Origin of the sequence: Halorubrum salipaludis (assembly GCF_002286985.1) — an archaeon.
Taxonomy (GTDB): domain Archaea; phylum Halobacteriota; class Halobacteria; order Halobacteriales; family Haloferacaceae; genus Halorubrum; species Halorubrum salipaludis.
In genome coordinates this window covers 480,813-503,891 of record NZ_NSKC01000003.1, presented here as the reverse complement: position 1 = coordinate 503,891, position 23,079 = coordinate 480,813, and the positions used below count along the sequence as shown (strand labels likewise).

Below are 23,079 nucleotides of genomic sequence, written 5' to 3'. Positions count from 1 at the left end.
ATCAGCTCGATAATGTGGAATTTCTCGTCGATGACGCAGACTATCTCGGATCCGTTCTCGCTGAAGACGGCTATCGATTTCAAGTCATTCAACATGGAAATCGGAATGCCATCGAACGTGTCTTTTGGGAAATAGAACGACGAACATCATCGTTTGCGGATAGTTTCAGCAATGTCGCTCTAGAGACAGCCCAAAACTGGCTTGAAGCCGTCGCCGTCTACCACAATTCACGTCAAACTTAACGCGACCGTCTCGGCGCGGTGACGCCGACGGGGCGCCCGGAGCGGTCGGGGCGATCAGACCGCCCGCCGGGCGGAACACAGTTATGGCGCCGCGGCGACAGATCCGGGCGTGCAACGACGGCGGTTCCTCGGACGGGTCGGCGCGGCCGGTGCGGTCGGGACCGCCGGCTGCGGCTTCCGCGGTAACGACGGCGAGTCTCCGGACGATGGCGGCGACGCCGCCGACGCGGTCTCACGCCGCTTCCGGATCGGCGACGACGGCTTCGAGGTGGCGGTCGGCGGCGGTCCCTTCACTCAGCTCGGCGTGCGCGGCGTGAACCTCGGGATGGCGAAGCCGGGGCGCTTCCCCGGCGAGGCGGCGATCACCCGCGCGGAGTACGACCGCTGGCTCGCGATGATGGGCGACCTGAACGTCAACGTCGTCCGGGTGTACACCGTCCACCCGCCCGCGTTCTATCGGGCGCTCGCGGCGTACAACCGCGGCCGCGACGATCCAATCTACGTCGTTCACGGCAACTGGATCGGCGAGGAGACTCTCCGCGAGGCGGGGGACGCCTACGGGCTCTCCGAGGCGTTCGATCGGTCGTTCCGGCAGGTGGTCGACGCGATCCACGGCGCGACGACGATCGATCCGGAGCCCGGCCATGCGAGCGGCGCCTACGACGCGGACGTGAGCGACTACGTGGCGGGCTACGTTGTCGGCATCGAGTGGCCGTCTGCGGTGGTCGCGGAGACGAACCGCGCCAACGACGCCGGGAGCTACGAGGGGGAGTACCTCACCGCGCCCGACGCGACCCCGTTCGAGCGGTGGCTCGCGGCGCGGCTCGACGCTGGCGTCGCCTACGAGCAGTCCGAGTACGACGCCCAACGGCCGGCCGCGTTCACGAACTGGGTGACAACCGATCCCCTCGATCACCCCTACGAGCCCTTCAGGACGGAGGATGCGGTGAGCGTCGACCCCGACGCGATCGCCGCGACCGACGCCTACGAGGCCGGGACGTTCGCGGCCTACCACGTCTACCCGTACTACCCGCCCCTCCTGAACGAGACGCCAGCGTACGCCGAGCACGTCGACCACCGCGGCGAGCCGAACAGTTACGCGGGCTACCTGAACGACCTCGTGGACGCGACCGACCACCCGCTGCTCGTCGCGGAGTTCGGCGTCCCCAGCTCCCGCGGGATCGCCCAGCGAGACGTTCACGGGCGCGACCAGGGCCGGCACGCCGAGGCGGAGCAGGGCGAGATCCTGGCGGCGATGTACGAGGACGTCCGCGAGGCCGGCACGGCCGGCGGCGTCGTCTTCAGCTGGCACGACGAGTGGTTCAAGCGGACTTGGAACCTCGCCGACTTCTCCGACCCGAACCGGCGCCCGTACTGGTCGAACGTCCAGACGCCGGAACAGCGGTTCGGGCTCCTCGCGTTCGATCCCAAGGGCGCCGTCCCGCTCGACGGGTCGCCGGACGCATGGGCGGACGCGGCCACCGCGTCGCCGACGGGTGACCCGGTCCGTCTCGGCGACGGGGCGGACGGTGCCCGGGAACTGACCGGCCTCCGCGTGACCGGCGACGCGGCGTACCTCTCGCTCCGGCTCGAGCTCGCCGACCTCGGTGACGGGATCGACTGGGAGGCGACGAACTACCTCGTTACGCTCGGGCTCACCGGCGGCAACGAGAAGACGCTCCCGCACGGCGTCGGCGCCGACTCCGCGGCGACCGACTTCGTCGTCCGGCTCGGCGGCCCCGACGCGTCCCGGGTGACCGTCGACCCCCGCTACGACGCCTTCGCGTACGCGTACGGGGCGGAGGCCGGACTCGATCTCGCGCGGTACCGCGACCCCGCCCCCGACGCGTTCGCCCCGCTGCGGATGGTGATCAACCGCGGGTACACCGTCCCGCCGACCGGCGAGCGCGTCCCCTTCGAGTCGGTCGAGACCGGACGGCTCCGATACGGAAACGGGAACCCCGACGCCCCGGCGTACGACTCGCTGGCGGACGTCCACGTGGCGCCCGACGAGAACGCGATCGAGCTCCGGCTCCCGTGGCTGCTGTGCAACGTCGCCGACCCGAGTCGTCGGCGCCGCCTCGGGGATTTCTGGCGCGACGGCCTCGACGCCGACGAGACCTTCGAGCGGATCGATGTCGCGGCCGCGTCCTACGTCCCGGCGGCCGCCGACGGGACCGCGTCGCCGCTCGACGGCCAGACGAACCTCGCGCACGCCGTGCCCGGCGTCGCTGACGGACGGCTACAGACCGCGGCGTACGTCCCGGAGGCGTGGGACCGGCCGGCGTACGCGGAGCGGCTCAAGGCGTCCGGCGAACGGGTCGGCGAGGTCTTCGGGCGGTACGCGAGCCAGAGCAGATAGCGCTATTCGCGGGGCGGGACCGAGTCGCCGGCCTTCGCCGCCGGACCGCGCCCGACTCACTCCGAGACGCGGTCGCGCGTCACGACCTCTCCCAGCCCGACCCGCTCATCGGCGCCGAGTCGGACGCCGGCGTTCAGCGACGCGTTGATCCCGGTCTTCGCGCCGTCGCCGACGATGACCCCGAGCTTCCGGCGGCCGGTGTCGACGCGGTCGTCCTTGACGGTCAGCCGGACGTTCTCGCCGTCGTGGCGGAGGTTGGCGACGTTCGTCCCCGCGCCGAAGTTGACGTCGCGCCCGAGGATCGAGTCGCCGACGTACGACTGGTGGCCGACGGACGCGTCCGCCATCAACACCGAGTTCTTCACCTCGACCGCGTTGCCGACGTGGGCGTCGGGACCGACGACCGTCGATCCCCGGATGTAGGCGTTCGGCCCCACGTCGGCGCCCGCGCGGATCACCGCCGGCCCCTCGACGTACGCGCCCGACCGGACGCGGGCGTCCTCCTCGACGACCACCGGTCCGTGGAGGTGCACGCCGTCCTCGACCGTCCCCGCGAGGTGTTGGCCCTCGATGTCGGCGAGAACCGCTTCGGTGGCGGTCAGAAGCTCCCACGGGCGCCCGACGTCGAGCCACGTGCCCTCGTATCGCGCGACCGAGACGGTGCGGTCGTCCAGTACCAGCTCCAGCGTCGTCGTGATCTCGTACTCGCCGCGGTCGCTCTCGGGCGTCCGGTCGATGTACTCGAACACGTCGGGCTCGAACGCGTAACAGCCCACGTTCGCGAGGTTCGTCGGCGGATCGGCGGGCTTCTCGACGATCTCCGCGAGCGTCCCGTCGGCCGCCGTCGAGATGACGCCGTACGAGCTGGGGTCGGCGACCTCGGTGGCCGCGACGGCGGTCCCGCCGGCGTCGACGAGGGCGCGCGGGAGCGATGGGTTGACCAGCACGTCGCCGTTGAGGACGACGAACCGGTCGTCGACGACCGGCTCGGCCTGCGCGATCGCGTGGGCGGTCCCCTTCGGCTCCGCCTGCTCGACGTAGTGGATCGGCCGGTCGCGGTACGACTCACCGAGCTTCTCGCGGATCATCTCCCCCTGATACCCGGTGACGACGACGAAGGCGTCGACGACGTCGCGGGCCGCGTCGAAGACGCGTTCCAGAAGCGACCGGTCACCGACCGGGAGCAGCGGTTTCGGCCGTCGGTCAGTCAGCGGTCGCATTCGAGTTCCGCGGCCGGCCGCGAGCACGACTCCGTACATACGGATCACCAACGGTTGACCGGGGTTTAGTTTTTGACGACGAGACAAAGCGATCTGAAAGAGACGGGAGTGATGCGATCCCGTTCAAGCCGCGATCGAAATCGGAAGGTACGACGTGAGAACCAAGTTGACGGCGTACCAGTCGGCGGCGGTCGTCTCAGCCCCGCGTGACAAGGTCGCGTGTCGTCTCGAAGCAGGTCTCGCGGTGTGGTGCTTCCCACGCTTCGTGATCAACTCGGAAGTGGACATCCGTTGAAGCGGGACACCCCTCATTTCGTCTGTTATTCGCAGGGTCGCCTAGAGAGGGCCGTCGATCTCATACCCCTCGTTTCGTCTGTTCTTCTCGATGAGGACGCGGGGTGCGCCGCGATCGGACAGCATTCACACCCCTCGTTTCGTCTGTTCTTCCACATTCATTCGGGTATCAAACGTTCGGTTGTTTGCAGTGTCTAAACAGACAAAACTGATAAAACAGATAGAACAGAAAAAACAAGAAAAGCGAGAGAAACAAAAGAAACAGACGAACACTGCTTTTAAATTATCGACCATCGTCACTCGGACCAACAAGGATGTCAGAGGATCTGTTTACGGAAATCACTGAAACGCTCTTTGAGGACAAATCGATCCTCTCAGAGGAGTACCGACCCGATATCATCGTCGAACGAGACGACGAAATCGATGCCTATCGGTCGGCGCTCAAAGACGTGCTCTTCGGTCGAAACCCCGCAAACGTGTTTATTTATGGCAAGACCGGTGTCGGAAAGACGGCCGTCACGGAGTACATGATGAGTGCCCTCCAGCGAGAGGTCCAACGACGGGAAGCGGCCGAAGAGCTCCACGTTCACTTCCGGAACTGCAACGACGATAGCGTCTACAGAACGGTTCGATCGCTCATAAATAGTATCCGCGGCGACGAGGGAGAGACGTTTCCGGAGACCGGGCTCTCGACGTCGCACGCCCTCGAAACCCTGTACGACGAGATGGAAACGCTCGGCGGCACCTTTCTGTTCATCCTCGACGAGATCGATCACCTCTCTGATCCCGATTCGCTGCTGTACGAACTCCCGCGCGCACGGGCCAACGGTCATCTCGATGCGGCCCGGGTCGGCGTGATCGGGATCAGCAACAACTACACGTTTCGGTCGTCCCTGAGCCCGAAAGTCAAAGACACGCTCATGGAGAAGGAGCTGGCCTTTTCGCCGTACGACGCGGACGAACTCCAGTCGATACTCACCGCCAGAGCCGAGAAGGCGCTCGTCGACGGGGCGTGTGACGACTCCGCTATCAGGCTCGCAGCGGCGAAAGCCGCGAAAGACACCGGAAGCGCACGGCAGGCGATCGACCTCCTCCGCGAGGGCGGCGACATCGCTGAAGAACAGGGAGCGACAGCGATCACCGACGACCATATCGAAGCCGCTGCGGAACGCGTCCAGCGAGGTCGCGTCCAAGACAAACTGCGCGATCAGACCATGCACGGGCAGCTCATCTTGGAGGCGCTCGCCCGGATCGAAGCGAACGGAGACGTTCCCGCACGGTCGAAAGAGATCCAAGCGGTGTACGAGCGCGTCGCACGAAAGTGGGGTCACGATCCGCTGACGACGCTAAAAAGCATCCAAAACCACTTGGCGGACCTCACGATGCTCGGGTTTCTCGAACGCAGCGAACAGAATGAGGGGCGGGCAGGCGGCGTCCACTATCGGTACGAGCTCGCGTTGGACCCCGATATCGTTCTCGAGACCCGGGAATCGATCGAGACCCAGTCGTAGCCATCTTCGAACACAAGAGCACAAGCTCACAAGAGCACAAGCTCACAAGAGCACAAGCTCACAAGAGCACAAGCTCACAAGCGCACAAGAGCACAAGCTCACAAGCGCACAAGAGCACAAGCTCACAAGCGCACAAGAGCACAAGCTCACAAGCGCACAAGAGCACAAGCGCACAAGAGCACAAGAGCACAAGAACAGACGAAATGAGGGGTGTGGTTCCAGCGAGATGAACCCACCCCCGGCCCCCAGAGACGAGAACAGACGAAACGAGGGGTGTGCGAGCAACACGAAAACGCTGCGAAACGCGTACTCCCGATCAGACGTTTCTTGTCGTACACCCCCGAACGAGACATCAATATGCGCCTGTCTATCATCGGGAGCGGCTACGTCGGCACGACCGTCGCGGCGTGTTTCGCGGATCTGGGCCACGAGGTCGTCAACATCGACATCGACGAGGGAATCGTCGAGACGATCAACGCCGGGGACGCACCCATCCACGAGGAGGGGCTCGACGAGCTCGTCGCCGACCACGCCGGCCCCGAAGGAACGGGTCGCCTCAGAGCCACCACGGACTACGCGGCGGTCCTCGACACCGACGTGACGTTCCTCTGTCTGCCGACCCCGCAGAACGACGACGGCAGCATCGATCTGTCGATCATGGAGGCTGGCGCGAGTCACCTGGGAGAGGTCCTCGCCGACAAGCCGGACTGGCACACGGTCGTCGTCAAGAGCACGGTCGTTCCCGGCTCCACCGAGGACGCCATTACCCCCATTCTGGAAGCCGAAAGCGGCAAGACCGCCGGGGAGGCGTTCGGCGTCGGCATGAACCCGGAGTTCCTCCGCGAGGGGACCGCCGTAAGCGACTTCCTGAACCCGGACAAGGTCGTGCTCGGCGCCGACGACGAGCGCGCGCTCGCCGACATGCACGAGGTGTTCGAGCCGCTCGTTTCCCGCGCCGACGCACCGGTCGTCGAGACCGACACCCGCACGGCGGAGATGATCAAGTACGCCAACAACGCCTTCCTCGCGGCGAAGATCAGCCTGATCAACGACCTCGGAAATATCTGCAAGGAGTTCGGGATCGACTCGTACGAGGTCGCCGACGCGATCGGCTTAGACGACCGTATCGGCGAGCAGTTCCTCCGGAGCGGCGTCGGCTGGGGTGGGAGTTGTTTTCCGAAGGACGTCGCAGCCATCATCGCCGCCGCCGAGGAACAGGGCTACGACCCGGCGGTCCTCAACGCGGCCGTCGCGGTCAACGACCGCCAGCCGGGCCGCTTGGTCGATCTCCTCGCGGACCACGTCGCCCTCGACGGCGCTCGGATCGCCGTGCTCGGGCTCGCGTTCAAGCCGGGGACGGACGACATGCGCAACTCCCGGGCGATCCCCGTCATCGAGTCGCTCCAGGCGCGCGGCGCGACGGTGACCGCCTACGACCCGGTCGCGACGGAGAACGCGCGCGACTACCTCGACGACGTGACGTACGCCGACTCGGCCGCGGCGGCGCTGGACGGCGCCGACGGCGCGGTCGTCGTCACGGACTGGGACGAGTTCGCCGCGCTCGACGATGCGTTCGACAACATGGCCGATCCCGTCGTCGTCGACGGCCGACGGATCATCGAGCGTCGCGACGGCATCACCTACGAGGGGCTGACCTGGTAGCGTCCTCGCCGCCCTCGGATCAGACCGCGTGAAACTCTTCGAGCACCGATTCCGGAAGTGAGTTCGTGTACGAGACAGACTCCGTCGGCACACGGCGTCTCGAACTCGCGTGTTCGAGGGGTTGACGACGAGTACGTCCCCCGGTCGGTCGTCCGCGCGCTTCGAGACGGCTATCCGCGCATCGAATACCGGTTCGCTGCACCGGATTTCGGAAACGACGCCGCCGTCGATCGGGCACAGGTCGAGACCGACGCGATCGACAACGTTTGAGTGTGAGTACGAGACGTCACCTATGTCGGTAGAAAGATTAACCACGTCGTAAGAGCAACTAGTACGTATGTCGACGGCCGTGAAAATGGACGACGAGGCCAAATCAAAGCTCGAAGAGCTTCAGGCGGAGATTCGGCTGAAGACCGGCAAGAAAGTCACACAACAGGAACTCCTGTCGGAGCTGATCGAAACGGTCGTCGACTCCCGATCCGAGTTCATCGACTCGTTCCGAGACGGGAGTTTAGAGCTGAGTGAGGAAGAAATCGAACGGTTCAACGAGGGGCGGATTGCTTCGGGGACCGAAACTGACGAAGAAGACATCGACGAGATCCTCTACGGATGAGCGTGTTCGTCGATACGGGCGTGTTCTACGCGCATCACGACACCGACGCGAGTCGCCACGACGTGGGCTCCGAGGCGCTGAACACCGTTCTCACGTCGTCGGAGTACGGCCACATAATGACGAGCGACTACGTCTACGACGAGGTCGTCACGCTCACACACCGTCGAACCGGCGACATCGACGCCGGCCTTGAGGTCGGACGGCGCATTCGCGGCGAGGGGTACCCCTCTGCGATCGAACTTCTCCACGCGTCGCCGTCGCTGTTCGATCGCGCCGTGGCAGTCCACCGGAGGTACGCCGAACACGAACTCAGTTTCACCGACGCGATGACCGTCGCACACGCCGAGCACCACGACATCGATCGGGTGTTGAGTTTCGACGATGATTTCGACGGTGTCGTCGATCGTCTCGCGCCGGAGACGGCGGCGTCTCGATGAGTTCTGCGATCGCTTGGCGGGGCCAGTTGGAGCGAAGCGAACACGGGACGAACCGAAGCGCTAAACCGACTGCTCCGGGGACACTCGCCCATGCAGGGTCAGCGCGTCCTCGTGACGGGCGGTGCAGGGTTCATCGGGTCGAACCTCGCGAACCGGCTCGCAGCCGACAACGACGTGATCGCGGTCGACGACACGTACCTCGGCACGGCCGAGAACCTCGACGACGAGGTGGAGTTCGTCGAGGCCTCCGTCGTCGACGACGACTTCCCGGTCGACGTCGACGTCGTCTTCCACCTCGCCGCGCTCTCCTCGCGGAACATGCACGAGTCGGACCCCCAACGCGGCTGTCGCGTCAACGTCGAGGGGTTCGTCAACACCGTCGAGCGCGCCCGGAAGGAAGGATGTGAAACGGTCGTCTACGCCTCCACCTCCTCGATCTACGGGAGTCGCACCGAGCCCTCGCCCGAGAGCATGGACGTGGAGGCGCACACCGCCTACGAGGCCTCGAAACTGGCCCGCGAGCGCTACGCCGAGTACTACGCCAACCACTACGACATGCACGTGGCGGGGCTCCGCTTCTTCTCGGTGTACCAAGGGTTCGGCGGCAACGAGGAACACAAAGGCGAGTACGCGAACACGGTCGCGCAGTTCGCGGACGCGATCGCCTCGGGCGAAGCCCCGGAGCTGTTCGGCGACGGCACCCAGACACGCGACTTCATGCACGTCTCGGACGTGGCCCGCGCCTGCGAGCTCGCCGCCGACCACGAGCTGACGGGCGTGTACAACGTCGGCACCCAGGAGGCCTACTCCTTCAACGAGATGGTCTCCATGATCAACGACGCACTCGGCACCGACGTCGACCCCGAGTACATCGAGTGTCCCTTCGACGGCTACGTCCACGACACCATGGCCGACTACTCGAACTTCCGCGAGGCGACCGGCTGGGAACCCGAAATCAGCTTCGAGGAGGGCGTCGAGCTCGTCTGCGAGCCGTATCTGAACGGCGGACGGTAGCGAGCGGCGCCGGCGCACCGCGGGCGGCGATCAGGGCGGCGCACCGCGGGCGGCGATCAGGGCGGCGCACCGCGGGCGGCGATCAGGACGACGCACTGCGACGCGATCGCGCGGACGACAGCCGAGTCGTCGGCCGTGCGGCTTGCGAACATATATATATCTCCCCCGGTCGTGTTACAATTATCATGTGTCGGGAGATGACCCGAGAGCCCGCCTGGGTGTCGGCGATCCGACTGGCGATGCTCACGGGACGGGTCACCGTTCCGGGCGTCGTCGAGGAGGCGAACCTGATCGAGGGGCGCGAACGCACAGTCGAGGACGTTTTAGAGACGATGTGCGACCGCGACCTCCTCGCGGCCGCCGACGACGGCGCGTACGTTCCGGGACGGGTGCTCCTCGAGTCGGACCGCTTCGATCTGGACTTCGAGAACGCCTCCGACGGCGGCGCCCACCGCTGGCACTCGTCGGTCTGAACCGGATCGGCCGCCCGACCGTCGCGGGCTTTCCGCCGGACCGCCCGCCGAACTATGGCTACTCGTAGCGAAAGCTATGTCCCTGCTACGCACGAACGACGATTTGATGGGTACGCTGACGGACACCAAAGTCTCCGAGAAGAACCTGACGACGGTCCCGAAACCGGTGCGGAACTTCCTCGACGTCGGCGCCGGCGACCGCGTCGAGTGGCACGTCGAAGACGGCAACATCGTGGTGCGGAAGGCGCCCCGCGAGGACTGACGCCGTCCCGCCCTCGCGTGGAGACTGACGCCGTCCCGCTCCGGAGCCGCCCGCGCGACCGGATCACCGGTCGTCGGGGAGGTCTCGCGGCCGGTCGACGTCCCGCCGGACACCCGGGTCGTCGACGGCGACGAGCGCGCTCGCGTCGCTCCCCAGCAGGATCGCTCGTCCCCCCACGTCGCCGTCGACCGCCGTGAGCCGGTCGAAGAACCGGGCGTCGAACAGCACCGGATTCCCGCGCTCCCCGTCGTGCGCGGCGGCGAGCGCGTCGCCCGCCCCGGCGGCGTACGCCGCCACCAGCGTCTCGATGGTCGCCGGCTCGACGAACGGCATGTCCCCGAGCGCGACGACCGCCGCGTCGACCGCGGGCTCGTCCCCACTGCCGCCCGACAGCGCCTCGATCCCCGCGCGCAGCGACGCCGACTGCCCGGCTGCGTACGCGTCGTTCTCGACCGTTTCGATCGGGAGGTCGGAAAGCGCCGCTCGGACTCGCGGGGCCTCGTGGCCGACGACCGCGACGATCCGTGCCAGGCCGGCCGCCGCGAGCGTCCGCGCCGCGCGGCGGACGATCGGCTCGCCGTCGACCGTCGCGAGGAGCTTGTTCGCGTCGCCGAAGCGGCTGCTCGTGCCGGCCGCGAGGAGCACGCCCCCCACTCGGTCGGGATCTCTCCCGCTTTCCCTCTCCGGGAGCGAGCCGCCGGGACCGGCGTCGTCCGCCTCGAACGGCGGTCTCGCGGTCGGGAGCCCGTCGTCGGTCATCGCTCGACGACGGGGTAGGGGACGACCTCGACCGCGTCGCCGGCCGACAGCGCCGACTCCGTGAGGACGACAGGACCGGACGGGCTCGGCGAACGCGCCTACTACCGCCCCGACGAGGGGCGACTGACGCTTCCGGACGGGTCGCCCGCGGCCGACTGGCCGGCGGACGCGCTGGCCGGTCCGGCCGCGGACCTCGCCGAGCGCGGCGCCGCGGACGTCGTTCGGGTCGAGGGGGCCGACGGCCGAACGCTCGAGGTGTTCGTCGACGGGATCGCCGCCCCCGACGACCTGGTCGTCTTCGGGACCGGCCACGACGTCGGCCCGGTCGTGGAGTTTGCCGAGCGGAACGACTTCCGGGTCACCGTGGTCGGCTTCCGCGGCGCCGTCGACCTCGCGGAGCGGTTCCCCGAGGCCCACCGGACCGTGACGACCTCGCCGGGGGCGCTCGACGAGGCGCTCGACGTCGACGAGCGAACGCACGCGGTCGTGATGACGCACAACTTCGTCGACGACCGGATCGCCGTCGAGGCGCTGCTGCGGTCGCCCGCGCCCTACGTCGGGCTGATGGGCCCGCGCGAGCGGTTCGAGGAGATGCTGGCGGCGTTCGACGAGGAGGGGACGACGTTCGACGAGTCGGCGCTCGACTCGCTGTACACGCCGATCGGTCTCGACTTGGGCGGCGGATCGCCGTATCAGATCGCCCACAGCATCGTCGGCGAGGTGCTCGCAGTCAGCAACGGCCGGGCGCCGAGACACCTCCGCGAGCGGGAGGGCCACATCCACGACCGCGTGGACGTGGACGCGCCGCCGTCGCCGGAGCCGTAACGGGGGAACGCGAAAAGGGGTCGGTCAGCGGGCTCGGTCGATCCCGTCGATCACATGTAGCCGAGGTCGCGCAGGCGCTCCATCAGGTCCTCCTTGTCCTGGGCGCGGCCGGCGCGCTCGGTCGTGTCTTCGAGGTTCTGGAGCCACGCGGGCTCCTCGGTCGTCTTCTCCGTGCTCACTTCGCTGCCGAGCGAGCGGAACCCGGCGAAGTACTTCGGCGAGATCGGCACGTCCTCCTGCGTGACGCCCTCGGGGAGGTCGTCGTCGGCCTGCGGGACGTACCCCTCGTCGGGGAACGCGTCGACCGTGTCGGGGACGACGTAGTTCCAGAAGGCGTCCCACACGTCGGCCTCGGCGAACTGCAGGATGGGCTGGATGCGGTCGTGCGGCGGGAACAGGTCGGGGTCGTGACGCGGCGAGAAGAACGTCTCGTCGGCCCGCGCCTCCTGTTCGTCCCAGCGGACGCCCGAGATCACGCCGTCGATGTCGTGCTCTTCGAGGGCGTTGTTGAGCGCGACCGTCTTCAGCAGGTGGTTCCCGACGTAGGTGTCGAGCAGGAACGGGAACGTGTCCTCCTCGAACTCGAGGATGTCCCGGATGTGGTGCTGGTTCTGCTCGTTCAGCGCCGAGACCGGGATGTCGTCGCCCGGCTCCAGCCCGTGTTCGTCGACGTACGCGCCCACATCCTCGTTGCGGGCGTACACCAGCTCGATGTCCCACTCGTCGGCCCAGCGCTCGACGAAGTCGGTGATCGAGTCGAAGTGCTGGAAGTGGTCGATGAAGACGGCGGTCGGCTTCTCGTAGCCGAACTCCTCGGCGACCTGGTTGATGAAGTACAGCGTGAGCGTGGAGTCTTTCCCGCCCGTCCACATCACGGCCGGGTTGTCGTACTGCTCTAACCCGCGGCGGGTGACCTCGATCGCCTTCTCGATTTTGTGCTGGAGCGACGGGTAGTCCGCCGGGTCCTCGCCCTCGCCGTCGGCGTAGTCGACGTCGACGCTCGCCGGGAAGTCCTCGGTCATACGCCGGATATGTCTCCGCCGAGGGGAATAGGCCTTCTGAATCGGTGCAGCTTGCCAGCGCGCCAGAACGGCGGCGCGATTCGCCGCGAAACGGGGGCGATGGTGTGGTTCGCCGCGGAACGCGGATCGCGGCATGACTCGCCAGAACGCAAGGGATATGTCGACTCGAAGTCACTCCACGGCCATGGGACTGTTCGACCGGCTGCGCGGCGGCGGCGACGAGCGCGTGGTCTTTCTCGGCGTCGACGGCGTACCGTACGACCTCGTGCAGGATCACCCCGACGTCTTCGAGAACCTGACCGACATCGCCGAGACGGGCTCGGCGGGGCGGCTGGAGAGCATCGTGCCGCCCGAGTCGAGCGCCTGCTGGCCGAGCCTCACGACCGGGGTGAACCCCGGCGAAACCGGCGTGTACGGCTTCCAGGACCGCGAGATCGGCTCCTACGAGACGTACGTGCCGATGGGCAAACACGTGTCGGCGACGCGGCTGTGGGACCGCGTCACCGACGACGGGCGCGACGCGACCGTACTCAACGTCCCCGTCACGTTCCCGCCGTCCAGCCGGATCCAGCGGCAGGTTTCCGGCTTCCTCTCGCCCGGACTCGACGCGGCCGCAAGCGACGACGCCGTCAAACAGGTCCTCGAGGACCGCGACTACCGGATCGACGTGAACGCGAAGCTCGGCCACGACGACGACAAGACCGACTTCATCGAGAACGCGCACGCGACGCTCGACGCCCGGTACGACGTGTTCACCCACTACCTCGACCAGGACGACTGGGACCTGTTCTTCGGCGTCTTCATGAGCACCGACCGGGTGAACCACTTCCTGTTCGGCGACTACGCGAACGACGGAGAGTACGCAGAGGAATTCCTCGAGTTCTACCGGACGCTCGACGAGTACATCGGCGAGATCCGCGACTCGCTCGACGACGACACGACCCTGATCATCGCCTCAGATCACGGGTTCACCGAACTGGAGTGGGAGGTGAACTGCAACCAGTTCCTCGCCGACGAGGGGTGGCTCTCGTACGACGATGACGACCACGACTCCCTGACCGACATCGACGACGAGACCCGGGCGTACTCGCTCATTCCCGGCCGGTTCTACCTCAACCTGGAGGGCCGCGAGCCGGAGGGCGTCGTCCCCGAAGAGGAGTACGAGGCGGTGCGCGACGAGCTGCGCGCCGACCTCGAATCGCTCACCGGCCCCGACGGCCGGCAGGTGTGCAGGCGGATCGTGGACGGCGAGGACGCCTTCGACGGCGCCCACACCGAGATCGCGCCCGACCTCGTGGTCATCCCCGCCGACGGGTTCGACCTGAAGTCCGGCTTCGGCGGGAAGAAGTCCGTCTTCACCGAGGGGCCGCGCAACGGGATGCACAAGTTCGAGAACTCGCTGCTCTACGCCACCGATCCCGACCTCGACGTCGACGGGTCGAACCTCTTCGACGTGACCCCGACGATCCTCGATCTCATGGACGTGGAGACCGACGACGAGTTCGACGGCGACAGCCTCCTGAACGCCTAAAGGAACGCAGACTCGTCGCCGTCGGTCACACTCGATCTGCGACCGCCGTTTACCCCAGCACCGACCACCGTTCTCCCGGCGCCGCGTGGAACCCGTACAGTTCCTCGCCGTCGACGACGATCAGCCGACCGGCGACCGCGAACAGCTCGTCGACGGCGACGCCCTCGGGGAGGGGTGCGGTCCAGCGGTCCCCGCCGTCGGCGTCGACGGCGACGATCCGAGATTCGCTCCCCCCTCCGAAGCCGGACCCGTTCTCGGCGACGTACGCACCCTCCCGGTCGACCGCCAGCGGGCCGCCGGGGAGGTCGGACCGCTCCCACGCGAGCTCGCCCCCGCTCGCGTCGACCGACCGCACCGTCCCCCCGGTCGCGTAGTAGAGGCGGCTCCCGTCGCCGGGCGGCGCACGCGGTCGGTCCCTTGGGGACCGCTCGGGCAGCGCGAACCGACGGTCGAGGTCGCGGTCGTAGCTGACGAGACGGTCGCCGGCCTCGCCGACCGTGATCGTCTCGCCGGCGACGGCGAGCCAGTCCGCCTCGGCCGAGAGCGAGCGCGCGGCCCGCCGGTCGCCGGTCGGACCGAATCGGGCGAGGACCGTCCCTCGGCCGCCCGAGCTCTCCTCCGAACCGCTCTCCTCTGAACCGCTCTCGTCGCCGGTCGCCGCGACGGCGGCCCACACGTCGTCGCCGTCGACCGCGACGCGGCCGGCTCCGCCGCCGGTTCCGCCCGGCCACGCCTCGGCGACTCGAAAGGCCCGATCGCCCGTTTCGGCGTCGAGCGCCACCAGGTCCGTTTCCGCGATCACGGCCACGAGTCGCTCGCTCGCGCGGAGGCCGTCGATTCCCGGCGGGTCGGTCGTCCCGTCCGACTCGTCGGAACCGTCGGACTCGTCCAATCCGTCGGACGCGTCGGAACCGCCACCGTTCGCCGCGATCCCGTCGACCTGCCAGCGGATCTCGTCGTCCTCGGCGGCGCCGGTTCCGGTCTCGTCGCCGCCGGTCCCGCCGGTCGTCCGTCGCGCGTCGGGGTCGACCCCGGCCGCGTCGCGGTCGATCGCAGTGACTCCCCCGCCCTCGACGGGGACGAACACCGAGGAATCGGTGACCGCCGGCGGAGCGACGGCCTGCCGCTCCGTCTCCGCGTGGAGCCGGGGCGTCCCCGCCCGGTCGACCGCGGTCACGCTCGCGTTCTCTACGGTCCCCCACGTCTCGGCCTCGAAGTCGTAGGTGCGCCCCGACTGGTTCCGGACCGCGAACAGCCGGTCCGTCGTGACCGCGAACCACGTCCTCCCGGACCCGAGGATCCCCCCGTCGTCGAGTTCGGACTCCCACACGAGGTCGCCGCCGCCGGGGCGGTAGCCGCAGCCGGTGAGGGCGGCCGCGACGCCGGCGCCGGCCGCGGAGAGGAGCCGGCGCCGCGAGAGGTCGAGACGCTCTCGTGTTCCTCCCGTCACGCCGTCTCACCCGCACCCGCGCTCGCGCTCTCGCCGACCATCTCGCGGAGCCGGTCGATCCGCTCGCGGGTCGGCGGGTGGGTCTCCGGGAACACGTCGGTGCTCACGAGCTCCTTGTCGCCGAACGCGCGGCTCTCCAGGGGCGCGACGTACAGCGCCTCCGCGCCGCCGTCGAACTCGCGGAGGTCGCGCTCCGGGACCTCCGGCATCGACTCGTCGAGGGCGTCGAGCGCGCTCGCGAGCGCGGCCGGCGACCCGGTGATCTCGGCGGCCGCGCGGTCGGCGGCGTACTCGCGGTACCGCGAGAGCACGCGGTGGATCAGGACGCTGCCGCACCAGAACATCGCCGAGACGGTGAGCGTGACGAGCGCGCTCACGGTGATCACGACGATCCCGACGGCGAGCGCCCGCCCGTCGCGGTCGCCGCCCGACCCGCCGCCAGCGCCGAGGAACCGGAACAGGCCGTACAGCACGTAAAAGGCGAGCACGGCGAGGTAGTAGGTGACCGTCGGCAACACCCACGCGACGGTCATCAGGCTCGCGTCGCGGTTCTTGAGGTGGGCGAGCTCGTGGGCCAGCACGGCGTCGCGCTCGTCGTCGTCGAGCGTCTCCAACAGCGCGGTCGTGACGACGACGGTGCCGTTCTCCCGCCGCCCCACCGCGAAAGCGTTCGGGAGGTCCGTCCGCGCGACCGCCACGTCCGGCTTCGGCACGTCCGCCTGCGCCGCCAGCCGGGTGACGGCGGCGTGGAGCTCCGGGTACTCGTCCGCGGAGACCCGGCGCCCGCCGACCGAACGCACCACCGTCCGCGGGCCGTACCGGTACTGGAGCGCGAGCCCGCCGAACACGACGACCGCGAGGAAGACGGGATCGACGTAGACCTCTCCGGTGTAGGGGCGCTCGTTCGCCCACTCCAAGAGGGGGAGTCCGATCTCGTTGATCAGGATAACGAACGTGTACGCGAACGCGAACGGGAGCGCGACCACCAGCCCGGTCGCGACCGCGATCCGGAGCCGGAGCCGCTGCTCGTGGTCGAGCCGGGCGAGCCGATCGAACGGCGGGACGGACCGGAGGGTGGCGGGGATGGAGGGCGACATCGCGTGTTCGACTGCCGGGTTCGCCCCGGGATCGCTTAAGCTGTCGGGCTCGGGTGCCGCAGTCGCCTCAGTTTGCCGTGCCCCCTCATTTCTCCCCGCCCGCGTCAGTTCGCCGGACCCCCGCTGATCGACCGGTAGAACGCGACCGAGTACGTCGCGTAGAACGCCCCGGAAACCCCCGTCAGGAGAATGTATCCGAGCGCGAGCGCGGCGACGACCGCGAGGGTCGGTTCGACCGAGACGAGGTCCGCGAACGGGGAGCCGGCGGGCTGTTGCGGGCCGAAGAGGAGCGATCCGGCCGCGGCCACCAGGCCGATCACCAGACCGCCGACCGCGAGCAGCACCGTGTAGCCGAACACGCTGAGGAAGTTCGACCTGACGAGCCCCGCGCTGCGGCGGAACCCGTCGACGAGTTCGGTGTCGTCCAAGACGACGGCGTGCGCGTAAAACTGGATGAAGAAGGTGACGAGGAGATACGCCAGAATCAGCCCGACGGCGACGACGCCCACGATAACGAGCAGCGCGGGGTCGAAGCCGAAGGCCGGGGCGTCGACGCCGGTGGCGGCGCCGCCGGCACCGTCCATTCCCGTGCCCGCCTCGCCGTCCATCCCGGTGGCGAACCCGCCGATGATCACGACGAGCACGCCCATGAACGCAATGAACCCGAAGACCATGTTCACCGCGAGCAGGGCGAAGTAGCCTAAGAGCAGCGGGACGTAGTTCGCCTTCCCGACCGCGACCAGCGTCCCGAGCCGCGTCTCGCCGGCGACCGCCTCGTCGGCCATGCCGAGCACCCCGCCCTGGAAGAACGGCAGGACGACGATCAGCACGCCGAACGTGACGAGCGAGATCGCCGACGCGAGCACCGGGCTGGTCGACTCCACGAGCAGGTTCGGGAGCTGGAAGAGCCCGTACAGCGCCGTGACGAGCACGAGTATCGGGTTGCGAACGATGCCGCTGACCGCCGGTCGGATCGATTGGAGGGCCGCCATGACCGATCGTTTCGCTCGGAGTACATAAATCGGGAGGGAGGCGGACGATACTTATCCGCGCCCCGCCGAGTCGACGACATGTCCGCGGCGTCCGGGTCCGAGAAGCCGAGCGCGAACCCGTCCTCGGCGAGCGACCGCAGCGGCCGTGACGATCGCCGCGGTGGCCCGGATGCCCGTCGGAGCAGCCAGTCCGACCGTCTGGTCGGCTGGCTCCTCGTCGTCGGTCTCCTCGCGGTCCCGATGGCGGTGATCCCCGGTGATGACCTCACGATTGTGAGCCTCTGGGGCTTCGTCGGCGCGCCCGGATCGGACGGGACGCTCGGCGTCGGCGGCTACCCCGTGTGGGCGTACTTCCTCGACCAGCCGCGTTCCTTCGGGTCGCTCCCGGCGTCGATCCGGGCGTGGCCGCTCGCGATCGGCTTTCACCTGCTCGCCGCGGCCAGCGCGACCGCGGGGGTCGCGCTCGGGTGGGAGGACCGGCGCGTGACCGGGGGGCTCCTCGCGCTCGCCGCGGCCGCGAGCCTGTGGGTCGCCGTCGGCGTCGCGGTCCGGTTCGGCGCCGGGGCCACCGCGGGGTGGCTCGCCGTGCTCCCGGTCGGCGCGCTCGCGACGCTGGCGGTCGCCGTCGGCGTCTACGGGAGCGACCTCCGGAGGGCGGTCGAGCGCTGACCGCGGCGCCGGGCGAGGCGAATCGACACGGACCGACGCGAGCCGATGCGAGCCGACGCGAACCGAGGCGGACCGCGCCGTCGTCGGTCGGATTTATGTGGCCGTGGGGGGAATCGCGTTTCATGACGACTCTGCAGACCGTCGTGGCCGTCACCGGCGTGGCGGGGCTCGCGACGGGGCTCGGCGCGCTCCCGGTGTTCTTCCGCGCTCGCGTCACGCACCGCGTCTACGACGCGGCGCTCGGGCTCGCCGCCGGACTGATGGTCGCGGCCAGCGTCTTCGGCCTGATCATCCCCGGGATGGAGGAGGGGACGCTCGCGGCGGTGATGACGGGGCTCCTCCTCGGCGGCGTCGGTCTGCTCGCCGGGAACTACGCCATCCCCCACCTCCACGCGCAGTACCGCGAGTGGCTCCCCGAGGGCGGCGCGACGGGGGACGACGCCGCGGCGATGGAGACGGCCGGCGAGGAGGAACGGGCGGACCGCGAGCTCTCGGAGTTCGCCGATCCCGTCGAGACCGCCGACGCCGCGGCCTCTGCCGATGCCGACGCTGACGCCGCCGAGCGGGAGGTGACGCTCCGGAAGGCGCTGCTCATCGGCGGCGCGATCACCCTCCACAACGCGCCGGAGGGGCTGGCGATCGGCGTCGCGTTCGCCTCGGGGTTAGAGGAGGTCGCGCTGGTGCTCGCGGTCGTCATCGGCCTCCAGAACGTGCCCGACGGGTTCGCCTTCGCGGTCCCGATGGCCGATACCGGGATGTCGAACCTGCGCGTGCTCTGGTACACCACGCTCTCGGGGCTGATCCCGCAGGTGGTCGCCTCCGTGTTCGGCTTCCTGCTCGTCGCGCTCGCCGCCGGGCTGTTCCCTGTCTCCTCCGGGTTCGCCGCCGGCGCGATGCTGGCGGTCGTGTTCCGGGAACTGATCCCCTCCTCGCACGGCCACGGTCACGCCGACGCCGCGACCGGGGCGTTCCTCGTCGGCTTCGTGCTGCTCGTCGTCGTCGACGCCGTCGTGGTGGTGTGAGCCCGCGGGAGCGCCGACGCCTTTTCGGTTCGTGGCGCCCTGCCTCCGGACATGTCCACGACCGTCTCCACGCCCGACGCCGACCAGCCGTGCGCGTACTGCGGCTCGCGGATCTTCGAGCACGACCCGATCTGCGTGCGCGACTGCGACGACGGCTGCGGCGCGCCCGCCTACTTCTGTAACTACGCGTGCCTCGCGGCGCACGTCGACGAGAAGGACCTCACCGCGGGGAACGCCTGCGAGTGGTCGCCGGAGGAGTGAGCCGATGGTTCCGTTACTTGTGGGGCTGTGAGGGACTTCCCCGCCCGGACATGCATTTAAGAACGTTGCCGAGCAATCCCCAATTATGGCTGCAGAGATTTCCGATCGCGTTCGCGAGATCGCGGAGGCTAACGATCTCCCGGAGTCCGAAGTGTTTGAACGCGCGCTTGAACGCGGTCTCGAAATCCTGTGGGAAGACGTTGTTCTGAGGCGGTATCTCGGCGGCGAGATCGATCGGGATGAAGCGATCGAGCAGGTCGGACGGACGGAAGTCGAACGCGTGGAACGAGAACAGCGGATCGTGGAAGAGGACGTCGACTGGGGCCTGAACGCGTGACGCTCGCGGCCGTTTCCAACTCCGGCCGCTCATCCACCTCGCTGAGATCGACTCACTCGGACTCCTTTCCGTGTTTGACGGGCTCCTCGTCCCAGAGACGGTGTACGCAGAGATCGAAGCGGGCGGCGTTCCGCCCGGGCTGGCCGACGTGTCGTACGAACTCGTCGAAACCGATGCCGAGGAGAAGAAAACGGGCGATTTGGATGTCGGCGAGAGCGCAGCGATATCGATCGCGAGAGAGCGTAAGGTCACTCTGCTAACGGATGACCTCGCGGCCCGCGAGTCGGCGGCAGACGCTGGGATCGAGGTACACGGATCGATCGGTGTCATCGCTCTCGCACACGGTCGCGGACGACTCGACGCCGACGAGGCTGCCACGCAAATGCGAGCGCTTCAGCGAGAGACGAGTCTGTTCACCACTGACGCGGTGATCGAGCGCGGTATCGAACTGTTAGACGAAACCCGATAATCGAGGAGAAGACGGATACATTCTGGGGCCGTTGTTTCCTTCTTCTGCGTGTTGAGCTTCTTGTCGCTACTCGTTGTCCGGACTGCTCGGGTGGTAGTCGGTGTCGTACCGCCCCGGACTGTTGTCCACGCGGTCGGGGTTGATCCGCCCGGCGAGCAGCATGAAGTCGAGGACGGTGCAGTAGAGCATGGCCTCGACGACGGGGACGGCCCGCGGCGGGAGGACGGGGTCGTGGCGCCCGACGACCTGAATCTCTTTCTCCTCGCCCGTCTCCCAGTCGGCGGAGCGCTGCTTCTTGGGGATCGAGGTGGGCGCGTGCCACGTCGCCTCGCCGTAGATGGGCTCGCCGGTCGTGATTCCGCCCTGTAGTCCGCCGTGGTCGTTGCCGACCGGGACCGGGTCGCCCTCCTCGCTTGCGACGTGGTCGAACGACTCGCCGTCGTCGAACGTCCAGTCCTCGTTGCGCTCGCTGCCGGACACGTTCACGGCGTCCGTCCCGAGCCCGAACTCGACGCCGGTCGTCGCCGGGATGGAGAACATCGCCTGCCCGAGCCGGCTCGGGAAGCCGTCGAAGCGCGGGGCGCCGAGCCCGCGCGGGACGCCGCGGCACTCGAAGTAGATGGAGCCGCCGATGGAGTCGCCCGCCTCCTGGTACTCCTCGATCAGCTCCTGCATCTCGGCGGCCGCCTCGGGGTCGGCACAGCGCACGTCGTTGTCCTCGCTGTTCGCGAGGATCTGCTCGAAGGACACGTCGTCGGCCTCGACGTCGCCGATGCGGTTCACGTGTGCCTTGATCTCCACGTCGTACTCGGAGGCGTCGAGCACCTGCTCGGCGACCGCGCCCGCCGCGACCCAGTTCACCGTCTCGCGCGCGGAGGAGCGCCCGCCGCCGCCCCAGTTGCGCGTGCCGAACTTCGCGGAGTAGGTGTAGTCGCCGTGCGAGGGGCGCGGCGCGGTGACGTACGGCTCGTACTTCCCCGAGCGCGCGTCCTTGTTCTGGATCACCATGCCGATCGGCGTGCCGGTGGTGTAGCCGTCCTGCACGCCGGAGTTGACGACGACCTCGTCGGGCTCGCCCCGAGAGGTCGTGATCATCGACTGGCCCGGCTTGCGCCGGTCGAGCTGCGCCTGGATGGCCGCCTCGTCGAGCTCGACGCCGGCGGGCACGCCCGAGACCGTCACGCCCATCGCGTCGCCGTGGCTCTCGCCGTACGTCGTCACCTGGAAGAGCCGACCGAACCGGTTCCCGTTCATACGCGACCGTATGGCCGAGGGCATATAGGGGTTGCAATCCGCGCAACCAACCGACGCCTCGCCGCGACCGGAGATGGTTTATCACGGGACCGCGTTGTCGTGAGCGTGCGCGATCGACTCACCTCCGATCTCGGCGTGTACGCCCTCTCCGGGCTGTTCTCGCTTCTCGTCTTCGCGTTCGCGCTCTGGCTCCTCTCGCGGACGCTGCCGGGCGGGCTCGGCTCGCGCCAGCTCGTCGGGCTCGTCGTCGGCTACCTGCTGTTCATCGGCGCGTACGCCACCGCGTGGTACATCTACAGCGAGATCGACAGCCGCGAGGAGATCTGACGCCCCGGCTCTCTGCGGCCCGTCTCAACCGTCCCTCTCGACCGCCACCGCGGGCGGCCGCTCGACCGCCGCCGCGAGCCGCCGCGGGCGGCCGCCTGCCGAACGACTTTCACGGCGGCGAGCGAGGGGCCGGTATGGCCTGGGACACGATCACGCTCGATGTCGACGCGGAGACCGACGTCGCGACGCTCACCGTCGACCGACCGGACCAGCTCAACGCCCTCACCGTCGACACGCTCGAAGCGATCGAGGCGGCGCTCGCTGAGGCCGAGGCGGCCGGCGCCCGCGCGCTCGTGCTCGCCGGCGCGGGCGACGAGGCGTTCGTCGCCGGCGCGGACATCTCCTACATGGTCGAGCTGTCGACGCCGGAGGCGCAGGCGTACGCCGAGCTCGGCCACCGCGTCGCGGACGCGATCGAGTCGTTCCCGGCGCCGACGGTCGCCGCGATCGACGGCTACGCGTTCGGCGGCGGCTCGGAGCTCGCGCTCGCGTGCGACCTCCGCGTCGCGGCCGAGAGCGCCGTGATCGGACAGACCGAGATCGACCTCGGCATCATCCCCGGCTGGGGCGGGACCCAGCGGCTCTCGCGGCTGGTCGGCGACGAGACGGCCAAGCGGCTGGTCTTCCTCGGCGAGCGGGTCGACGCCGCGGAGGCGGCCGATCTCGGCCTCGTCGGCGAAGTCGTCCCCGACGAGGCGTTCGACGACCGGATCGACGAGCTGGCGGCGGCGCTGGCCGCGAAGCCCGCGTTCGCGACCCGCGCGGCGAAGGAGGCGCTCAACGCGGTCCACGACGGCAGCCAGCGGGGCGGGCTCGCCTTGGAGCGCCGGGCGTGGGCCGGCCTGTTCGGCACCCACGACCAGCGCGAGGGGATGCGGGCGTTCTTAGAGAAGCGGGAGCCGGAGTTCGAGTAGCGCGGCGGTTCCCCTCCTCGGCCCGTGCGATCGGGGTTCACGGAACCGGGGAATCGCCAC

Annotated in this window: 24 protein-coding genes and 1 pseudogene; 18 read left to right on the top strand and 7 right to left on the bottom strand. The window is 68.5% G+C overall.

The annotated features are described in order from the left end of the window. Positions 1-242, top strand: a pseudogene (locus CK500_RS17600) (IS6 family transposase); the annotation flags it as partial. 109 nt (positions 243-351) lie between these two features. After that, positions 352-2,604, top strand: coding sequence for a hypothetical protein (locus CK500_RS08050; RefSeq protein ID WP_095636718.1), 2,253 nt, complete (start codon positions 352-354; stop codon positions 2,602-2,604). A gap of 56 nt (positions 2,605-2,660) precedes the next feature. Here CK500_RS08050 and glmU read toward each other — a convergent pair whose 3' ends face one another. After that, positions 2,661-3,863 carry a bifunctional sugar-1-phosphate nucleotidylyltransferase/acetyltransferase gene (gene glmU, locus CK500_RS08045; protein ID WP_095636717.1) on the bottom strand — a complete coding sequence of 401 codons (1,203 nt, stop codon included), beginning with the start codon at positions 3,861-3,863 and terminating at the stop codon, positions 2,661-2,663. A 569-nt stretch (positions 3,864-4,432) separates the two neighbouring features. On the opposite strand from glmU, the gene CK500_RS08040 reads away from it, so the two are divergent. From CK500_RS08040 to CK500_RS08005, 7 genes are all read left to right on the top strand, one after another. Beyond that, positions 4,433-5,629 carry an orc1/cdc6 family replication initiation protein gene (locus tag CK500_RS08040; protein ID WP_095636716.1) on the top strand — a complete coding sequence of 399 codons (1,197 nt, stop codon included), beginning with the start codon at positions 4,433-4,435 and terminating at the stop codon, positions 5,627-5,629. A 357-nt stretch (positions 5,630-5,986) separates the two neighbouring features. Continuing rightward, entirely contained in the window at positions 5,987-7,291 is a 1,305-nt protein-coding gene (gene aglM / locus CK500_RS08035; protein WP_095636715.1) for a UDP-glucose 6-dehydrogenase AglM, read from the top strand. A 337-nt stretch (positions 7,292-7,628) separates the two neighbouring features. After that, on the top strand, positions 7,629-7,904 hold the full coding sequence (locus tag CK500_RS08025) for a hypothetical protein (protein ID WP_095636713.1): 276 nt from the start codon (positions 7,629-7,631) through the stop codon (positions 7,902-7,904). Beyond that, on the top strand, positions 7,901-8,341 hold the full coding sequence (locus CK500_RS08020; RefSeq protein WP_095636712.1) for a type II toxin-antitoxin system VapC family toxin: 441 nt from the start codon (positions 7,901-7,903) through the stop codon (positions 8,339-8,341). The genes CK500_RS08025 and CK500_RS08020 overlap by 4 nt, the downstream gene beginning before the upstream one ends. A gap of 90 nt (positions 8,342-8,431) precedes the next feature. Next, positions 8,432-9,355, top strand: coding sequence for an NAD-dependent epimerase/dehydratase family protein (locus tag CK500_RS08015; RefSeq protein ID WP_095636711.1), 924 nt, complete (start codon positions 8,432-8,434; stop codon positions 9,353-9,355). Positions 9,356-9,540: 185 nt separating this feature from the next. Then, the gene (locus tag CK500_RS08010) at positions 9,541-9,828 is read left to right on the top strand and encodes a hypothetical protein (RefSeq protein ID WP_095636710.1); all 288 of its coding nucleotides are present in this window, start codon (positions 9,541-9,543) and stop codon (positions 9,826-9,828) included. Between the two features lie 106 nt (positions 9,829-9,934). After that, a complete protein-coding gene (locus tag CK500_RS08005; RefSeq protein WP_198951528.1) occupies positions 9,935-10,090 on the top strand; it encodes an AbrB/MazE/SpoVT family DNA-binding domain-containing protein in 156 nt (51 codons plus the stop codon). A gap of 63 nt (positions 10,091-10,153) precedes the next feature. On the opposite strand, the gene CK500_RS08000 is transcribed toward CK500_RS08005, so the two are convergent. After that, positions 10,154-10,849: a nucleotidyltransferase family protein gene (locus CK500_RS08000; RefSeq protein ID WP_095636708.1), complete on the bottom strand. Its 696-nt coding sequence runs from the start codon at positions 10,847-10,849 to the stop codon at positions 10,154-10,156. 60 nt (positions 10,850-10,909) lie between these two features. Here CK500_RS08000 and CK500_RS07995 point away from each other — a divergent pair, with 60 nt between their 5' ends. Further along, on the top strand, positions 10,910-11,674 hold the full coding sequence (locus tag CK500_RS07995; RefSeq protein WP_095636707.1) for an XdhC family protein: 765 nt from the start codon (positions 10,910-10,912) through the stop codon (positions 11,672-11,674). 50 nt (positions 11,675-11,724) lie between these two features. On the opposite strand, the gene CK500_RS07990 is transcribed toward CK500_RS07995, so the two are convergent. Then, positions 11,725-12,696 carry a phosphoadenosine phosphosulfate reductase family protein gene (locus tag CK500_RS07990; protein WP_095636706.1) on the bottom strand — a complete coding sequence of 324 codons (972 nt, stop codon included), beginning with the start codon at positions 12,694-12,696 and terminating at the stop codon, positions 11,725-11,727. Positions 12,697-12,880: 184 nt separating this feature from the next. On the opposite strand from CK500_RS07990, the gene CK500_RS07985 reads away from it, so the two are divergent. Further along, positions 12,881-14,227 carry an alkaline phosphatase family protein gene (locus CK500_RS07985; protein ID WP_095636705.1) on the top strand — a complete coding sequence of 449 codons (1,347 nt, stop codon included), beginning with the start codon at positions 12,881-12,883 and terminating at the stop codon, positions 14,225-14,227. Between the two features lie 49 nt (positions 14,228-14,276). Here CK500_RS07985 and CK500_RS07980 read toward each other — a convergent pair whose 3' ends face one another. The 3 genes from CK500_RS07980 to CK500_RS07970 form a co-directional block, all read right to left on the bottom strand. Continuing rightward, positions 14,277-15,677, bottom strand: coding sequence for a PQQ-binding-like beta-propeller repeat protein (locus tag CK500_RS07980; protein WP_095636704.1), 1,401 nt, complete (start codon positions 15,675-15,677; stop codon positions 14,277-14,279). Continuing rightward, complete coding sequence (locus CK500_RS07975; protein WP_095636703.1) at positions 15,674-16,774, bottom strand: M48 family metalloprotease; 1,101 nt, start codon at positions 16,772-16,774, stop codon at positions 15,674-15,676. The genes CK500_RS07980 and CK500_RS07975 overlap by 4 nt, the downstream gene beginning before the upstream one ends. 104 nt (positions 16,775-16,878) lie before the next feature. Beyond that, positions 16,879-17,766, bottom strand: a complete 888-nt coding sequence (locus CK500_RS07970) for a DUF7847 domain-containing protein (RefSeq protein WP_095636702.1) — start codon at positions 17,764-17,766, stop codon at positions 16,879-16,881. A 78-nt stretch (positions 17,767-17,844) separates the two neighbouring features. Here CK500_RS07970 and CK500_RS07965 point away from each other — a divergent pair, with 78 nt between their 5' ends. The 5 genes from CK500_RS07965 (at position 17,845) to CK500_RS07945 (ending at position 20,524) form a co-directional block, all read left to right on the top strand. After that, entirely contained in the window at positions 17,845-18,435 is a 591-nt protein-coding gene (locus CK500_RS07965; RefSeq protein WP_095636701.1) for a TIGR04206 family protein, read from the top strand. Positions 18,436-18,557: 122 nt separating this feature from the next. Further along, entirely contained in the window at positions 18,558-19,457 is a 900-nt protein-coding gene (locus tag CK500_RS07960) for a ZIP family metal transporter (protein ID WP_095636700.1), read from the top strand. Positions 19,458-19,508: 51 nt separating this feature from the next. Next, positions 19,509-19,718: a hypothetical protein gene (locus CK500_RS07955; protein WP_095636699.1), complete on the top strand. Its 210-nt coding sequence runs from the start codon at positions 19,509-19,511 to the stop codon at positions 19,716-19,718. An 85-nt stretch (positions 19,719-19,803) separates the two neighbouring features. Continuing rightward, the gene (locus CK500_RS07950) at positions 19,804-20,055 is read left to right on the top strand and encodes a hypothetical protein (RefSeq protein ID WP_095636698.1); all 252 of its coding nucleotides are present in this window, start codon (positions 19,804-19,806) and stop codon (positions 20,053-20,055) included. A 70-nt stretch (positions 20,056-20,125) separates the two neighbouring features. Beyond that, a complete protein-coding gene (locus CK500_RS07945) occupies positions 20,126-20,524 on the top strand; it encodes a nucleic acid-binding protein (protein ID WP_233138944.1) in 399 nt (132 codons plus the stop codon). A gap of 66 nt (positions 20,525-20,590) precedes the next feature. Here the strand turns inward: CK500_RS07945 and aroC are convergent, their stop codons facing one another. Further along, positions 20,591-21,778, bottom strand: a complete 1,188-nt coding sequence (aroC, locus tag CK500_RS07940) for a chorismate synthase (RefSeq protein ID WP_095636696.1) — start codon at positions 21,776-21,778, stop codon at positions 20,591-20,593. A gap of 105 nt (positions 21,779-21,883) precedes the next feature. On the opposite strand from aroC, the gene CK500_RS07935 reads away from it, so the two are divergent. Beyond that, positions 21,884-22,105, top strand: a complete 222-nt coding sequence (locus CK500_RS07935) for a hypothetical protein (RefSeq protein WP_095636695.1) — start codon at positions 21,884-21,886, stop codon at positions 22,103-22,105. A gap of 134 nt (positions 22,106-22,239) precedes the next feature. Next, positions 22,240-23,019: an enoyl-CoA hydratase/isomerase family protein gene (locus CK500_RS07930; protein ID WP_095636694.1), complete on the top strand. Its 780-nt coding sequence runs from the start codon at positions 22,240-22,242 to the stop codon at positions 23,017-23,019. The last annotated feature ends 60 nt before the right edge of the window (positions 23,020-23,079 follow it).

Bases quoted from the DNA above. Each gene is read 5' to 3' on its own strand.
- CK500_RS07960 (WP_095636700.1), top strand. From the start codon at position 18,558: ATGACGACTCTGCAGACCGTCGTGGCCGTCACCGGCGTGGCGGGGCTC.
- aroC (WP_095636696.1), bottom strand. From the start codon at position 21,778: ATGAACGGGAACCGGTTCGGTCGGCTCTTCCAGGTGACGACGTACGGC.
- CK500_RS08025 (WP_095636713.1), top strand. From the start codon at position 7,629: ATGTCGACGGCCGTGAAAATGGACGACGAGGCCAAATCAAAGCTCGAA.
- CK500_RS07990 (WP_095636706.1), bottom strand. From the start codon at position 12,696: ATGACCGAGGACTTCCCGGCGAGCGTCGACGTCGACTACGCCGACGGC.
- CK500_RS08040 (WP_095636716.1), top strand. From the start codon at position 4,433: ATGTCAGAGGATCTGTTTACGGAAATCACTGAAACGCTCTTTGAGGAC.
- CK500_RS07985 (WP_095636705.1), top strand. From the start codon at position 12,881: ATGGGACTGTTCGACCGGCTGCGCGGCGGCGGCGACGAGCGCGTGGTC.
- CK500_RS08010 (WP_095636710.1), top strand. From the start codon at position 9,541: ATGTGTCGGGAGATGACCCGAGAGCCCGCCTGGGTGTCGGCGATCCGA.
- CK500_RS08015 (WP_095636711.1), top strand. From the start codon at position 8,432: ATGCAGGGTCAGCGCGTCCTCGTGACGGGCGGTGCAGGGTTCATCGGG.
- aglM (WP_095636715.1), top strand. From the start codon at position 5,987: ATGCGCCTGTCTATCATCGGGAGCGGCTACGTCGGCACGACCGTCGCG.
- CK500_RS07930 (WP_095636694.1), top strand. From the start codon at position 22,240: ATGGCCTGGGACACGATCACGCTCGATGTCGACGCGGAGACCGACGTC.
- CK500_RS08020 (WP_095636712.1), top strand. From the start codon at position 7,901: ATGAGCGTGTTCGTCGATACGGGCGTGTTCTACGCGCATCACGACACC.
- CK500_RS07975 (WP_095636703.1), bottom strand. From the start codon at position 16,774: ATGTCGCCCTCCATCCCCGCCACCCTCCGGTCCGTCCCGCCGTTCGAT.
- CK500_RS07965 (WP_095636701.1), top strand. From the start codon at position 17,845: ATGTCCGCGGCGTCCGGGTCCGAGAAGCCGAGCGCGAACCCGTCCTCG.
- CK500_RS08000 (WP_095636708.1), bottom strand. From the start codon at position 10,849: ATGACCGACGACGGGCTCCCGACCGCGAGACCGCCGTTCGAGGCGGAC.
- CK500_RS07950 (WP_095636698.1), top strand. From the start codon at position 19,804: ATGGCTGCAGAGATTTCCGATCGCGTTCGCGAGATCGCGGAGGCTAAC.
- glmU (WP_095636717.1), bottom strand. From the start codon at position 3,863: ATGTACGGAGTCGTGCTCGCGGCCGGCCGCGGAACTCGAATGCGACCG.
- CK500_RS07970 (WP_095636702.1), bottom strand. From the start codon at position 17,766: ATGGCGGCCCTCCAATCGATCCGACCGGCGGTCAGCGGCATCGTTCGC.
- CK500_RS07955 (WP_095636699.1), top strand. From the start codon at position 19,509: ATGTCCACGACCGTCTCCACGCCCGACGCCGACCAGCCGTGCGCGTAC.
- CK500_RS08005 (WP_198951528.1), top strand. From the start codon at position 9,935: ATGGGTACGCTGACGGACACCAAAGTCTCCGAGAAGAACCTGACGACG.